We start from the raw sequence: 13962 nt of genomic DNA, 5'->3' as shown, positions 1-13962 counted from the left end.
GAGACTCCGCTTAAGTTTCAACCATATCGATCGGACCCATTCCCGCCATCGCTTTCTTGAGGCGCGGACGCGCCGCGTCGGAAGAGAGGAACGCAGGCTCGAGGCGCGGCACCCGCAGCAAGCCGCGCGCGTTGAGTTCCTGGATCGCTCCGAAATGCGCGGCGGAGATCTTGCCGATCCAGAACGGCGTGAGGCTGCCGCCGTCCTTCAGATGATCGAGGACCTGCACCATGCCCCGCAGATAGATGGCGTCTTTCGCAAGGCCACCGCCTCGAAAGACACGCAGCACGACGTTGAAGGCGCTGCGATCGTCGAGACCGAAATCCTTGTGGAGGATGCGGAAGGTCTCCTCGAATGTTGCGCCGTCGAGCATCGCCTGACAGGCGATAACCCTGGCCGCGATCAGCCTCAACCGCGCTGCGGTCATGCCGCCGACCAGATATTCCGCTAGCACGGCCAGCCCCTCCTGCATGCCCTCATAGCCGGCGAGCCCGTTGCGGAAAATGGCGAGCCCCTGCGCATCGCCGTTGAAATAGGTCAGCAGATGGACACCGATCTCGTGGCTAAGCAGCGCAATCAGACGTTCCGGTGGAAGATTGGTATCGCGTGAAACCAGCAGCCGGTTTCGAGAGACGAGGAGGCCGGCCGGCAGGTCGCCGCGGATCTCCACGGAGGCATCGAATTCGGGATAGGCTGCCCGGTAGCCGGCGATCATGTCTCGCGCGGCCGCGGCGACAGCGTCGGCGCCCAGGCCCTTCTGTCGGGCCGCCGACGCAACGCTGGGCGCCTTTTCGAGAATGGCGCGTGCTCGCGCCGCCAGGCTCGGCTCGACGCTACCATAGAGTGCTCGTCCGAGTTCGACGAAGCGGGGCGTTTCGCGCGCCGCGAGCATCGACAGCTGGAGATCGAGTTCCTGCTGCTTTTCCGAGAGCAGCGTGGTCAGCAGCGGATCTTCCAGATGATCGAGCGAGACCGAATAGAGCTTCCGTTTCTGGCCGGCGATCTCGAACTCGAGCGGCCTGTAGAGCAGTACGGGCACACGTTCGAAGGCGCCTGCCTGGAATTCCAGCCAGGCTGGTTCGGCATTGATCGGTGTGACGGCAAGCAGAAAATCGAATGTCGACGCGACGTTGTCGATCGCCCGATCAGCGCGCACCACGGCGTCGATATAGGCGCGCCGCCCCAGCGAACGATGGGTTGCCGGCTGTTCCAGCCTTGATGCCTTCAGGAAGGCGCTGACGGCCTGAAGCGCGGAATCGACGATATTGGCGACGACAAGGTCGTGGAGTTCGGGGTAGACGCGCTTGGTGCCAGGCACCCGGTAAATCGGTGCGAAGCGTACCGTCAAGCACGCCGCATCACCGAGATCATCCAGAAGCCGTGCTTCGGCGCGTGTCGTGGGGTTGAGTTCGTCGACGCGGGGCGTGCGGTATTTTGCTTCGCGTGCGGACGCAGCGGTGGCGAAGCGTTTGAGTGCCGCCTTCTCCGCCGCCGTGTCGCCGCAGGCCAGCGCAATCTCGAAGGGCGGCAGGAACGGAACATCGTCGGTCAGGAACCGGTCTTCGGCCAACTCGCCGATGTCCAGCATGAGGAAGGCGCCGCAGTGATCGCGCATCCTTCGCACCACCAGCCGCGCGGCCTCGCCGGCGAGGCCGATGTCGGCCGCGATCAGATAGGCCGCGTTGCTGGAGACGGCATGGAATGCCGCATCCTGATGTGACCCAACATGGACACACAGAAAGGGCAGCGGCCGATCCATGTGCAAACGGTTGCCATTGCCGAAATCGCGGCGGATTGGCTTGCCGTCCCGCAAAAGCGCGTCCAGGTCCAATTCGATTTGCGCCAATGGAGGCGCGGGCTCAACGAGCTTGGGCTTCATCGCATGGCCCGCAGCGCCGACTCCAGGACGGGCACCGTAGATGCCAGCATGGCGCGCAGCCGCTCGATTGTTCCCCAGTCGGGTTCGCCACTCCATTCGTCCATGAAAATCTTCTTGAACTCGACGGCGATGGCACACCCGGTTTCCGGAAAATTGGCATGGACGAAACGGGTCTGTTCGCCCTTGCCCTGGAAGGACACATTCTCGCGCACGTCGATCGGCTCGCCATTGAGACGCTGGCCGCGAAGCGTCTCGATGAAGGCGTCGACGACTGGTGCCCAGCGCTCGCGGTCCATGGAAGACGTACCGATGTTGATGTCGGGCGCGACGTCACGGGACGTAGGCATAGCCTCCCGTCCGTCGCGCCGGTGATTATAACTATGGACGTCGATGAGAACGAACCTGCCATGGCGCTTCTCGATACCGGCAAGGACACGGTTCAGCTCACTGTAGAAGGCGTCGTGAAAGGAGAGAGACTCCGTAACGATGTCCTCGTCCGGCTGCTCTCGCCAGACTTTCAGGCCCCAGGACTGGTCCGGCGACCGGTAGACCGCAGCGTCTCGCGCACGGTTCAGATCCACTTGGAAGCGTGACCGATGAACGATGATCTGGGTAGGAAAATCGGCGATGAAACGCTCGGTGAACGGGTCCTCTTCTCGACGCCGGTCGGGATCGGAGAGACACATGAGCGATCGACAAGCCCTGCCAACGTCGGTGCCGCTGTGGATAGCTGTACCTACTATAGGCGACTCTCCGAGCTTGATCGTCCAGCCTGCCGGTGATCCACCCGGATCATTGTTGCCCGGATCATTGTTGGAAGTCATCGTGTTCACAGTCCATCGAATGCGTGGAGAGTGTGGACGGTTCCAGTTCATCGAACAAGCGATCGTTGGCTCGCCCTGGATCAGCAGGCTGAACCGTCCAAAAACGTCAGCCGAAGGTGGCCGACGGCTTCAGCCGAACGTCGCCAGAGGCTCAGTGCGGACCTCGACCCACTCGCAGCGCCGGCTGTCGTGATAGAAGGACAGGAAGGGCGGCGGGAACGATGGGTCGGCGAAAGCCCCCACCGGAATGGCGATCAGACCGGGCTGGACATCGATCCGGTAATGGACAGTGGTGCCGCAATCCGGGCAGAAACTGTAGATGACACGGCCGCCTTCGTCGCCAACGCGCGTGAACTCCGCCGCTCGTCCCTGGATCGACACATCATTCTCCGCAAACCGCGCATTGAAGCTGAACGCGCTGCCGGTGCGCCGCTTGCAGGCCAGGCAATGGCAGACAGAGACGCGTACAGGCTCGCCCGAACAGGTGGCTGACAGCTGACCGCAGGAACATTGGGCGCGGCGCGTGACCATGGCTGGCCCCTTTCAGCGAACATCAATGGGTTTCGGCATGGGCCCTGAGCTCAGCCCTCTTCTCGTCGGAGACGACGGCGAGGTCGAGCACCTTCTGCAATTCGGCCGCGTGGCGGAACGAGGGCTCGGCCTGGACCCCGTTGCGCACCGCATCGACGAAGCGCTGGTAGTTGGTCGGCACCGTTCCGGCATCGAGAGCCTGCCATTTTGCGTTCTCGATGTCCTCGCCCATGCACGCTTTCAGCTCCGAGTTTTTCAGATTGTGCATGACCTCGATACCGCCCTTGTCGCCATAGATGCGCAGCCGCAATTCGTTGAGATGACCGGTAGCCCAGCGGCTGGCATGGACGACGCCGAAGGCGCCGTTGCTGAAATCCAGCGTCATGGTGAAACTGTCATTGGCGTCGAGCTCGTACTCGCCGATCCGGTTGCCGGGCGCCTTGTCGAAGGACCTGAGGCGGCAGAACACATGGTCGATGTCGAGCGCCGCGCCATAGCTTGCGAAATCGAGGATATGGATGCCGACGTCGCCCAGCACACCATTGGAGCCATGGCCGCGCGACAGCCGCCACAGCCATTTCGGATCGGTGCGCCAGTCGCCCCAGAATTTTGACACCAGCCAGCTCTGCAGATAGGACGCCTCGACGTGCCTCACCTGGCCGATCTCGCCGGCCAGCACCATGGCGCGCGCCTTCTGCAGCGGCGCGACATTGCGATAAGTCAGGTTGACCATGTTGATGATGCCGGCCTGCTCGGCGGCATCGGTCATTTCGCTGGCCCGCTGGTAATTTTCGGCCAGCGGTTTCTCGCACAGCACCGGCTTGCCCGCCGCGATCAGCATCATGGTGGTCGGATGGTGGATGCGGTCTGGCGTCACGTTCGCCACCGCGTCGAACTTGTCCCATGCGAGCGCGTCTTCCAGCGATGCGAACCGGTTGGGAATTCCGTAGCTGTCCGAAAACTTGTCGACACGCGCGCGGTCGAGATCGATGGCGCCGACCAGTTCGACGCCTTCGATCCTGCTGAACTGCCTGGCGTGCTCTTCCGCCATCCAGCCGGTGCCGAGTATCAGGAGACGCATGATTTTTATCCTTAGGATGATGCCTGATCTTCTTGTTCGATCATGGATTTTTAGAACCGAAGGTTCGCGATAGCGGTCTAGCGAAACCCGGCCTCGCCCTCGGCATGGAGTTTTCCGCCGCGCTCGACGATCGGCTCGAGCGCCTTTTCCACCGGCACGTTCGGCGCATCGAGGATGGCTGGATGCGCGCCCTGCGGGTTGTGCGCCCATTTCACCGCATTGCGCAGCACCTTTTGGACATTCGCGTCGTGATAGGTCGGATAGGTTTCGTGACCTGGCCGGAAATAGAAGATGTTGCCGGCGCCGCGGCGATAGGTCAGCCCCGACCGGAACACTTCGCCGCCCTGGAACCAGGAGATGAAAACCGTTTCCAGCGGTTCCGGCACGGCGAACTGCTCGCCATACATCTCCTCGTTCTCGAGCTCGAAATACTCGCCGATCCCGGCAGCGATCGGGTGGTTGGGGCTCGTCACCCAGAGCCGCTCGCGCTCGCCGGCCTCGCGCCACTTCAGCGTGCAGGGCGTGCCCATCAGCGTCTTGAAGATCTTCGAGAAATGGCCGGAATGCAGCACGATCAGCCCCATGCCTTGCCAGACGCGGCGCGCCACGCGCTCGACGACTTCGTCGGCGACGGCGCCATGATCCTTGTGTCCCCACCACACGAGGACATCGGTTTGCGCCAAACGGTCGGCCGGCAGGCCATGCTCCGGCTGCTCCAGCGTCGCCCAGGACACGGAAATTTCGGGGTCGCGCCTCAGCGCATTGGCGATCGTTGCGTGCATGCCCTCGGGGTAGATCCCCGCCACCACCTCATTGGTCCGCTCATGGATATTCTCGCCCCAAACGACAGCGCGTATAGTCATGACATCCTCTTGATCGGTTGAAGCCGCCGCCCCGGTCCGGTCAGTCATAGTATCCTCGGCGGGGAATGAAAACGGTTTCGAGGTAGGCTGCTGACAATTGGGTGGAATTCCGGCGATGTCGGCGGGACAGCGCCCTGGACAGCGCCCCCTCTGTCCGGCAGGACAGAGGGGGGCGCGAAGGAGCGCTACAGAACGGCTTATTCTACGCTGCAGGTGGTCAGGCGCTGCGCCCCTCCGACGCGACCTGCATCAGCGACTTGGCTAGCCGCGCACGACGAGGCGTTTGATCTTGCCCTTCTTGAAGGCGCCGAGGAAGCGGGCGTAGTCCTTGAAGACGACACAGCCATTCGACTCCGCGCGGCCGCCGCGCAGCAGATAAGTGTGCGCAAGAAAGCCGTCGCGGCCATATTTGTTTTTGCCGTCGATGGGAGTGAGACGCAGCGCCTCGACGCCATGGAAGCGCGATTCGCGCAGCCTCAGATCGTAGGTGTGGGGCGGCGTCGGGCCGCCATTCTTGCGATTGGCGTAGCGCGGCTGGTCGACCATCGAGCCCAGTCCCGAGTGCGCCTCGAGCCGCGAGCCGTCCGGCATATAGACGGTTTTCGCCGAGATGTCGTAGACGGCGACGCCGCTGCCGGGCTTGGTGAACAGGTTACCGAAGACCCCGCCGCCGCCCGCCGGGCTGTCGGGTTTGGCATAGGCCAGCATGTCTGCGGCCTTCGACCGCTTGGCCGGCTTGGCCGGCTTGCCCGGACTGCCCTGCATGCCCTGGCTGCTTTGCATGCCCGGGCTGCCCCGCATTTCCTGGTTGGCTTGCATGCTTGGTATCGCCGCCGCTGACGAGATCCTCGGCGACAAGGATGGCGCCCGGGGCATCTCGACCTGCGGAGCGGCGGCGGTCTGTATCCTGTTGGCTTTGGATGGCTGAGACTCGGCCTTGGCGGCCTTCGATGCCTGGACCTTGGGCGCTTTGGCCTTGGGTGCGTCGACCTTGGGTGCCTTGACCTCGGGCGCCTCGTCTGACTGATCGATTTCCGCCTGCGGACGCCATGTCGGCAAGGGAACGCTGTCGGGCATTGCGTCCTGCGGCGGCAGCGACGCCATCTGCACCTCGCCCTCTTGCGGGGCAGCAGGATCGGCCGTCGTCGCCTGCGGCAGCACGTCGATCATCGCTTCCGGCAATGCATTCGCAAGCGCCAGCGCCAGCCGGGAGGATCGTTCGGATTCCGCAACCTCGGGCCCGAAGCGCGCGGACGCGGGACCATGCTGATCGGGCAGGCGCACCGGCTCCGCAAAGCGCTGGCCCGTCGGCAGACTGACGACCGCAAACGGCGCGGCCCCGCCGGAGGCGCGGGCAAAGGCAGCAGCAATCTTTTGCGGCGATAGCGCCGCTTTCGCCACCACGCTGTCGAAGCGCGATTGCGGTGAGATTTCGGCGACAAGCTGGGCAGTATCCGGCCGCACTAACGGCTTGAGACGCGCTACCTTGCCTTCATGCACGAAGCTCGCGGCGGCGTGCGCGCAGCCGGCATTGCAGCGGCCGAGCAGCGACGCCTCACGCTGCCGGCCTGCCAGTGACGGCGCCCACGAATTGGCCCGTGGATTGGCCCGTGGATTGGCAAGGGTGTGTCGGGCATCGGCGAGCGCCATGAAGCGCGGCGCGAGCAGGTTTTGCGGAAGACTGTTGGAGGCGGCGGTGAGCGAAGTTCCCACCGAATGGAGGCCGGCCACGGTCGCAGCCGACCACAGAGCGATGGCAGCACCAACAACGGGAATCGCGACCCAGCGCAGGCCGGGCCTCATCGAGGGCAATCCAGTATCGGGATTGTCACCCCGGTTTTTCAAACGCATCAACGCCATACAACCAAACCTCAATCGGCCTTGCGGCATGCGCGGCTCGCAGCCGTCACAATCACAGTCGCCCGGTGCCCCCCGGCACGCTTCACGTCTGTTGCCGATTGATTCAAAAGATGGACAAACTTGGTTAACCAATCCCCCTAACGATCGCCGATAAGGCGAAGGTCTATGTCAAAAAAGCTCCCTCCAAAGCTGTGAAAATAGTGGAAATGCCCTCCATGCCAGGCTTTGCTGCCCGTTTTTGCAAGCCGAGTCAACAAAGAGAAAGGATTAGACCTTGCCTGGGCGGCGTCAGCTAAAGGCTGATACCTGCTAGCGCATGACCCGAAACGGGGCCCGCGTCCTCCGTCGGAGGCGCGGGCCTTGTCATGCCTGCGCAGCCTATGCGGCGCGCTGCGTTTCCACCGGCCGCAAATTCTGGTTCATGCGGAACAGGTTCAGCGGGTCATATCGCTGCTTGATTTCCAGAAGCCGCCGATAGTTGCCGCCATAGGCTGCTTCGACCCTGTCGACCTCGTCCCCGGGCATGAAGTTCACATAGGCCGTGCCGGCGGCATAGGGCTTGGCTGCTTCATAGAGACCCCGCGCCCAGTCGATGCAGGCCTGGTCCATTTCCGGTTCGCGCCAGCGGGCGTGGACATTCATGACGTAATGCGCGCTGCGTTGCGGAAACGCCGTTGCATCCGCTGTCACCCGGCCCGCGGCACCGCCGACATGGCCAATGAAAATCTCGCATTCGGGGCCGGGAAGCCTGGGTATCGCCGCCGTGACGACCTCAACCGCGCTGTCGGAAAGCTCGGTGAAGTCATGGCTCTTCCAATAGTTGCGGGCGCCAGGCGTCAGCAACGGATCGAATCCCTGCTGCCAGCCGGTGAACGGCTTGGGACCGACCACGTCTGCAATCGGTGTGCCGATGGCGCGAAGCCTCTGTGTCGCCTTCTCACCCTCCTGAAGGTCGCCGCAATAGCACATGGCCAGGACCAGCACCTCCTTGCCATGCCATTCGGCCGGCAGGAACGGCAGCGGCGGTGCCTGCCGCATGACCACCCAGCAGGTCAGCTCATTGGGCGCTGCTTCGAGCGCCGCTCGGTATTCCCGCAACACGTTTTCGGCATCGGCGAAGGGATGAACGACGAGCCCCGACAGCACCTGCGGACCGACTTGGTGCAGCTTGAACTCGAAAGCCGTGACGATGCCGAAATTGCCGCCGCCACCGCGCAGCGCCCAGAACAGGTCCGGATTTTCGGTCTGGCTGGCGCGCAGCAGCTTGCCGTCGGCGGTAACCACATCAGCGCAGAGAAGATTGTCGATGGTCAGGCCGAATTTCCGCGTGATCCAGCCGAAGCCGCCGCCCAGCGTCAGGCCTGAAATGCCAGTGGTCGAGTTGATGCCGGTCGGCACCGCCAGTCCGAAGGCCTGTGTCTCTGCGTCGACGTCGGCGAGTGTCGCGCCAGGTTCAACCCATGCCCGCCGCGTCGCCGGATCGACCCGCACCGACTTCATCGGCGACAGATCGATCATCAGGCCGCCGTCGCAGACGGCGCTGCCGGCGATGCTGTGGCCGCCGCCGCGAACCGCGACGAGCAGCCTGTTTTCCCTGGCAAAATTGACGGCGGCGATAACGTCGGCGGCACCGGCGCAGCGCACGATCAGCCCCGGCCGCCGGTCGATCATGGCGTTCCAGATGCTGCGTGCCTCGTCATAGGCGGCGTCGCCTTCCCTCAGCACGGTACCGCGCAATTGTGCCGAAAGCGCCTCCAGGGCCGCGACATCGACTGTCGTCTTGCCGCGTTCAAGCGTGGTGAGGCTCATGCTGTTCATGGCTTTCCTCCCGATTGTTTTTGAGCCGTTTCCACCCGTTTCCAAGTGTGCCCTTCTATTAGAAGTCGCGCAAGTTCCCGGTCGCTCATTCCTGGTCACTCTCTGGCCGGCATTGCGCAACCCGCATAATATGGAGGTAGGGGCCGCCGGCGGCCAAGCCGAGATGAGTGCTGGATCGCGCTAAACGATCTCGTCGGTTCGATCGGAGGAACTACGCAGCGGTCCGCGGAGTTAGGCATACGAGCAACCAGTGCATAGGAGAACTCTGATGGCACCGCGCAGAAAACCCGACGATCCATCCGAAGGCCCGGCCATCGAACAGCAGGATTGGGACGCGATCAAAGGCGGCGAAATTTTCCAGGCAGCGTGCCGGGAAACGGCGACATCCGTTACGACCTCGAGAAGGAGGCTGAACTGCCCGAGGAAGACGACGACAATCCGTACCAGGAGAGCGACGAGGCGCTGCCGGACGACGAAGAGGAACGCGCCCTCTCGCGCAACCCCTCGAAGCAAGATATCGACGAGCCGTGAACGGCAGCATTCAATAGCGGCGGCTACCGTTACCTCAGCTGAAGAATGCAGCGGACGGCACTCGCATGCGCAACGGTGCTCGTTAGCCCCGACCGCCGGCTATGCCACCAGAAGCGCGACACGATCTGGATCGGCGTCACCGACGACCTCGGCCGACGCATGCCGGAGCACAAATCCGGCAACGGCTCACGCTTCATTAGCTGCTACGGTTCTGGTCCGCAGGCGCGGTGGCCCGTGGCCAGTCGCCAGCGTTGGAGTCCCGCTGGAGGCTGGCGGCAGAGAACGTCCCAGTCTGCAGCGACAGAAAAGGCCCCGCGGGGAGGAAGCGCGGGGCCTTGTCGGAATGCCGTGCGAACGGCTTAGACAGTCGCTGGAGTAGAACGACTGCGCTTCCAACCGTAGCCGGTGGATGTTGTTCCATCGAAAACCGAAAAAGATGGCGCTCGTTCGCTGTTTCGCCAGCATTGCTGCTTGCCATCGGCCCCGACCCGTTGATCACGATTTCTGTCTGACGGAACAACTCCAAAAAAAGCTCGTTGGATAATTATCATCGCACCCAGCGATGCAACTCTAATGGAGAGCGACCATGATGAAGAAAATTCTTTCTGCAACCGTACTCAGCATGGCCCTTGCCACTTCGGCGATGGCGCAATCAAGCGGTACTGGATCCGGCACCAACGATCCGGGAGCGGGCACCGGGACAGGCACTGGCACCATGGCTCCCGGCACCGATAATGCAACTCCTGCCGATCCGAACGTAACCGGTTCAACAACCGACGGCGCCGACGGCATGAGTGATCGGTGCAAGGACGTGACGGAGGCCGATAAGAACACTGCAAGTGGCACTGCAACTTCGGATAGGGAGGATTGCCCCGAGTAACGAAGTCAAGGCTCCCTGAGGGCCGCGGTGGCGCGCCGCGGCCAGTCAGACAAAGCCGGGAACCGGCTTTGTCTTCCCGCTCAGTTGCGCACCCAACGTTAGCGCCTGCGGGAAATTCCGGACGATCGTCGCCATCCAGGCTGCGCTGCCTGGACTAACGGCAATCCCGGCAAGTACGGCGGCGGCGTAGACCCGTGTTGAAAACAGCCTTTTCCAGGCTGCCTCGTAGCGTCTGCCGGCTGTCTCGCGCCCTGCGCGGCCGCTCGGCACGTGAGAGAGTTCGGAAGCAAGCAGCCAGCCAGACTGAAGCGCCATCGAGATGCCCTCGGCGATGACAGGATGAGACTCTCCGGCTGCATTGCCGACGCGAAAGATGTCGCGTTCGTAGCAGGAGCGAATTCCCGGCCGGATCGGACCTGCGGCAAGCCACGGCCCGTCGGCGTCAGCTGACTCTAGCGCATCCCTCACTCCCCGACATGATTCTATCAGATGACGGGAGACCGCCTCGGCGGCCGACAAATGGCTCTGGTGTCTGGGGTGTTTGCGCAACCGTGCGAGCATATCGCGCCGAATGCAGCACGAGATCGACAGCCGGCCATGATCCGCCGAAACCATGCCGCCATAACCGCCAGGAAGCACCAGCAGGGGCATCAAATCAGGCGCCAGGGACGACCCGGTGAAATGCGCCTTGAAGCCGAACAGGTCCGAAGGGCGGTTGGTCTTTCCGAGTTGGCTGGGCAGCGGTCCTGGCTCCCAGGAGCCGTGTGCGGCGACAATCACCGGCGCGCGCAATATCGTCGTTTCGTTTCCGGCTTGAATTCGCACCAATTGCGCCTCGCCATCTGGGTCGATGGCGACGGCGCGGCAAGGCTGAAAGATTTCGACGCCCGCCGATCGCGCCGCCTGCAAAAGCAGACAGTCGAAAATATCCCGGCCGAGCGCCCGGCCGAAGCCATCTTTTGCACCAGGTCCATCGTTTGTGGAGCGCCCGTCGTTTGCGAGAGGCCCGTCCTTTGCGAGAGGTCCGCGTTCTACGCGAGGCCCGTCTATTGCGTGAGGCATTGGCGCCTCGACGCGGGTCTCGCCGGAAAAGAAGCCGACGCGGCGGATTTCGGGGCCGGCATTGGCACGCCACGCTTCGCCGATCTCCAACTGGTCCAGAAGCGCAAGATTGCTCGCCGATATATATTCGCCGCAGACCTTGCGGCGCGGAAACGCGCTCTTTTCCACAATAGCCACGGCCCATCCGCGCCGGGCCAGCGTAAGCGCAACGGATGTGCCCGCCGGGCCGGCGCCTATGATGATCGCGTCATGGGCCGATAATCGCGTCATGGGTCACGACCGACGCTGGCGCCGACGAAAATGTGGGAAAAAAGGCCGGCGCGCCGTTCCTCGACCGGTTTGCCGTTTGCCGCAAGCCAGAGATTGGAAAGCTCGCTGTCGCGAAAGCCGGCACGCACGCTTTGAGCCGCGTCGTTTCGTGTGACGTCATTGGCGCCGATTGCCCGGAGAAGACGGGTCGCGGCCAACGCCAGTTTCGCCCGCAACGGCTCTGTCGCCAACAGCAGCGGGGCCTTCGGCGCCATCAGCGAAAAAAGACGCACGAGTTCGGCATCGTCGAAATGATGCAGAAACAGATTGACGGTGATCGCGTCGAACCGCGTGCCCTCATTCTTTCTCGCCCAGTCGAAGACATCGGCGGTGACGCCTTCGACCGTCCATCCCAGCCTGTCAAAATCACCGCGCAATTGCGTGGTGAGGAGGTCGACGCGGTCGAGCATTACCAGTTCGACCCCAGGCCAATGCCCCGCCATGCGCCACGCTACCGCCAGCATGAAGGAGCCATCGCCGGCGCCGATCTCCAGAATCCGGCGCGGCGGCTTTGGCACAAATTTCCTGAAGAGCGACGCCATGATCTTCGCCTGAAACATCAGCGCGTTGATGCGTCGGAGGTCGCGGCGTGCCGCAAGTGCTCGCGGATCGTCGGCCGCAAGTCCGTCGAGGATTTCCGGCGCAAGCTGGCGGTGCTCCAGGCCGCTCATGACACCGTTCGAAAAAGCATCGTTTCGGCCGTCAGCCCAGGTCCGAACGACATGCCGCAGCCGAGCAGGCCCGGTGGCGCCTTCAACATTTCTTTCATCACGAACATGACGGTCGCCGACGACATGTTTCCATATCGGCGCAACACCTCGCGCGATGGCTCCAGCGCGGTGGGCGCGAGTTTCAGGGCCCGTTCGACGGCGTCGAGAACCGAACGTCCCCCTGGGTGCACGGCCCAGAGGTCGATCGCCTCGGCCGGTCGGTCGCCGAGGACGGCGTCGTGGTTGCTCCGCAACGCTTCATGGATTGCTGCCGGGACCTGGCCGGAAAGAACCATTTCGAAGCCGTGGTCGCGAATGCTCCAGCTCATCAGATCCCGCCGCTCGTCCGCCACGATGCCGTAGAAGCTTTCGAGCTCGATGCCGTGCGGCTCGGTGGTGACGAGCGCAGCCGCACAGCCATCGCCCCAGAGGCAAAACGACAGCAGCTTTTCCAGTTCCCTGGTTTCCCGTAGATGCATCGTGCAGAGTTCGATATTGACGAGGAGGACCCTGGCCTGCGGGTCGGAGCGGACGATGTGGCGGGCAAGCTTGAGGCCGTTGATCGCCGCGTAGCAGCCCATGAAACCGATCATCGTGCGTTCGACCCTGTCCGGCAGGCCGCATCGCGCAACCAGCTCCAGGTCGATGCCTGGCGCTGAAAAACCGGTGCAGGTGGTAACGATGAGATGGGTGATGCGGGAAGCGCCGCCACCAAGCTCCAATCCGTCGACGCCTTTTTGCGCGAGAACAGGTGCGGCATGACAGAACATTGCCATTCTCTCGGCCGTTCCAGGAAAGGCGCCCCGGATGAACTTCCCGGCCAGATCTGCTGATGGTCCTTCGGGGTCGCCGGCAGGTGCAAAGCAGGAATAGCGGTGCTCGATGCCGGCAACGTCAACCATACGTTTGAAAATTCTTCGGCGATCGGCCGCAAGCATGGAGGCCGCGAAACGCAGATAGAATTGATGAACTTCGTGCTCCGGCACCGCTGTCGCGATCCGGTTAATATACGCTTTGGCCGGCATATTCGGTCTCCTCGGCGTCGCGCACGGTATTTTTTAGGACCACCGCCGGAGATTGTTTGGTCATCGGCACCAGGTGTTGGACAGCAGGCATTGAGTGTTGTTCGATGAACGTTTCTGAGAACTGATTTCATCCCACCTGTGCTGTTGCCGGACGATGCTGCGGTTCGCTGGCACTAGGAACATAGGCTCCATTACCGAGGCGTCCACCAAAAGCCCGCTTTCGGGCCGAGGCGCCATTGCGTCCCGCCCTCACCGGGCACGGTCTTTTTGCTGATCGATGGAACATTAGCGCATACTCACAGTTGTAGGATGACAGCGAATATCTCCCGGATATTGGCTGCTGGATCGGGGCCCGTACCCCGGTCGGCCCGCGCTCCTCCAGAGGCGCGGGCTTTCCCGATCCTAAGAACAATTGCCGGCTTGAAGCCCAACTTTGGGAACAATGGCCAGCTGCCATAAGGCTCGCGGTAAAGACAAGGAGAGCTGTCATGAACAATATCATCTGGCTGGTCGGGGCCGTCGTTATCGTAATAGCGATACTCAGCTTCCTTGGCCTTCGTTAGGATTCGCCTTTAGCGAAAATCCGACG

General features: G+C 62.8%; 12 protein-coding genes. 2 read left to right on the top strand and 10 right to left on the bottom strand.

What is annotated here, in order from left to right; all coding sequences use genetic code 11:
- Positions 1 to 10 precede the first annotated feature (10 nt).
- The 7 genes from NMG70_RS24945 to NMG70_RS24915 form a co-directional block, all read right to left on the bottom strand.
- Complete coding sequence (locus NMG70_RS24945; RefSeq protein WP_367185582.1) at positions 11 to 1879, bottom strand: flavohemoglobin expression-modulating QEGLA motif protein; 1869 nt, start codon at positions 1877 to 1879, stop codon at positions 11 to 13.
- The gene (locus NMG70_RS24940; RefSeq protein ID WP_436798455.1) at positions 1876 to 2703 is read right to left on the bottom strand and encodes an N-formylglutamate amidohydrolase; all 828 of its coding nucleotides are present in this window, start codon (positions 2701 to 2703) and stop codon (positions 1876 to 1878) included. Before NMG70_RS24940 ends, NMG70_RS24945 begins: the two co-directional genes overlap by 4 nt.
- Before the next feature lie 129 nt (positions 2704 to 2832).
- Complete coding sequence (locus tag NMG70_RS24935) at positions 2833 to 3234, bottom strand: GFA family protein (RefSeq protein WP_027155694.1); 402 nt, start codon at positions 3232 to 3234, stop codon at positions 2833 to 2835.
- 22 nt (positions 3235 to 3256) lie between these two features.
- The gene (locus NMG70_RS24930; protein WP_254026976.1) at positions 3257 to 4315 is read right to left on the bottom strand and encodes a Gfo/Idh/MocA family protein; all 1059 of its coding nucleotides are present in this window, start codon (positions 4313 to 4315) and stop codon (positions 3257 to 3259) included.
- 77 nt (positions 4316 to 4392) lie between these two features.
- A complete protein-coding gene (locus NMG70_RS24925) occupies positions 4393 to 5178 on the bottom strand; it encodes a ThuA domain-containing protein (RefSeq protein WP_254026975.1) in 786 nt (261 codons plus the stop codon).
- Positions 5179 to 5439: 261 nt separating this feature from the next.
- The gene (locus NMG70_RS24920; protein ID WP_254026974.1) at positions 5440 to 6981 is read right to left on the bottom strand and encodes a tlde1 domain-containing protein; all 1542 of its coding nucleotides are present in this window, start codon (positions 6979 to 6981) and stop codon (positions 5440 to 5442) included.
- Positions 6982 to 7416: 435 nt separating this feature from the next.
- On the bottom strand, positions 7417 to 8856 hold the full coding sequence (locus NMG70_RS24915) for an FAD-binding oxidoreductase (RefSeq protein WP_254026973.1): 1440 nt from the start codon (positions 8854 to 8856) through the stop codon (positions 7417 to 7419).
- A 327-nt stretch (positions 8857 to 9183) separates the two neighbouring features.
- Here NMG70_RS24915 and NMG70_RS24910 point away from each other — a divergent pair, with 327 nt between their 5' ends.
- The gene (locus NMG70_RS24910; RefSeq protein WP_254026972.1) at positions 9184 to 9387 is read left to right on the top strand and encodes a hypothetical protein; all 204 of its coding nucleotides are present in this window, start codon (positions 9184 to 9186) and stop codon (positions 9385 to 9387) included.
- Between the two features lie 586 nt (positions 9388 to 9973).
- Positions 9974 to 10267, top strand: coding sequence for a hypothetical protein (locus NMG70_RS24905; protein WP_254026971.1), 294 nt, complete (start codon positions 9974 to 9976; stop codon positions 10265 to 10267).
- Positions 10268 to 10312: 45 nt separating this feature from the next.
- Here the strand turns inward: NMG70_RS24905 and NMG70_RS24900 are convergent, their stop codons facing one another.
- The 3 genes from NMG70_RS24900 to NMG70_RS24890 are packed head-to-tail and all read right to left on the bottom strand — an operon-like array spanning position 10313 to position 13373.
- Positions 10313 to 11599, bottom strand: a complete 1287-nt coding sequence (locus NMG70_RS24900) for an NAD(P)/FAD-dependent oxidoreductase (protein ID WP_254026970.1) — start codon at positions 11597 to 11599, stop codon at positions 10313 to 10315.
- Complete coding sequence (locus NMG70_RS24895; RefSeq protein ID WP_254026969.1) at positions 11596 to 12309, bottom strand: methyltransferase domain-containing protein; 714 nt, start codon at positions 12307 to 12309, stop codon at positions 11596 to 11598. The genes NMG70_RS24900 and NMG70_RS24895 overlap by 4 nt, the downstream gene beginning before the upstream one ends.
- Positions 12306 to 13373, bottom strand: a complete 1068-nt coding sequence (locus NMG70_RS24890) for a type III polyketide synthase (protein ID WP_254026968.1) — start codon at positions 13371 to 13373, stop codon at positions 12306 to 12308. Before NMG70_RS24890 ends, NMG70_RS24895 begins: the two co-directional genes overlap by 4 nt.
- Positions 13374 to 13962 lie beyond the last annotated feature (589 nt).

The sequence above is a fragment of the Mesorhizobium ventifaucium genome (assembly GCF_935822925.1).
Classification (GTDB): Bacteria; Pseudomonadota; Alphaproteobacteria; order Rhizobiales; family Rhizobiaceae; genus Mesorhizobium; species Mesorhizobium ventifaucium.
This window is presented reverse-complemented; position numbering and strand designations above follow the sequence as displayed.

What these genes read in the sequence shown, in the direction of transcription:
- NMG70_RS24905 (WP_254026971.1), top strand. Translation starts at nt 9,974, where the DNA reads ATGATGAAGAAAATTCTTTCTGCAACCGTACTCAGCATGGCCCTTGCC.
- NMG70_RS24900 (WP_254026970.1), bottom strand. Translation starts at nt 11,599, where the DNA reads ATGACGCGATTATCGGCCCATGACGCGATCATCATAGGCGCCGGCCCG.
- NMG70_RS24895 (WP_254026969.1), bottom strand. Translation starts at nt 12,309, where the DNA reads ATGAGCGGCCTGGAGCACCGCCAGCTTGCGCCGGAAATCCTCGACGGA.
- NMG70_RS24930 (WP_254026976.1), bottom strand. Translation starts at nt 4,315, where the DNA reads ATGCGTCTCCTGATACTCGGCACCGGCTGGATGGCGGAAGAGCACGCC.
- NMG70_RS24920 (WP_254026974.1), bottom strand. Translation starts at nt 6,981, where the DNA reads ATGAGGCCCGGCCTGCGCTGGGTCGCGATTCCCGTTGTTGGTGCTGCC.
- NMG70_RS24945 (WP_367185582.1), bottom strand. Translation starts at nt 1,879, where the DNA reads ATGAAGCCCAAGCTCGTTGAGCCCGCGCCTCCATTGGCGCAAATCGAA.
- NMG70_RS24940 (WP_436798455.1), bottom strand. Translation starts at nt 2,703, where the DNA reads ATGACTTCCAACAATGATCCGGGCAACAATGATCCGGGTGGATCACCG.
- NMG70_RS24925 (WP_254026975.1), bottom strand. Translation starts at nt 5,178, where the DNA reads ATGACTATACGCGCTGTCGTTTGGGGCGAGAATATCCATGAGCGGACC.
- NMG70_RS24915 (WP_254026973.1), bottom strand. Translation starts at nt 8,856, where the DNA reads ATGAACAGCATGAGCCTCACCACGCTTGAACGCGGCAAGACGACAGTC.
- NMG70_RS24890 (WP_254026968.1), bottom strand. Translation starts at nt 13,373, where the DNA reads ATGCCGGCCAAAGCGTATATTAACCGGATCGCGACAGCGGTGCCGGAG.
- NMG70_RS24935 (WP_027155694.1), bottom strand. Translation starts at nt 3,234, where the DNA reads ATGGTCACGCGCCGCGCCCAATGTTCCTGCGGTCAGCTGTCAGCCACC.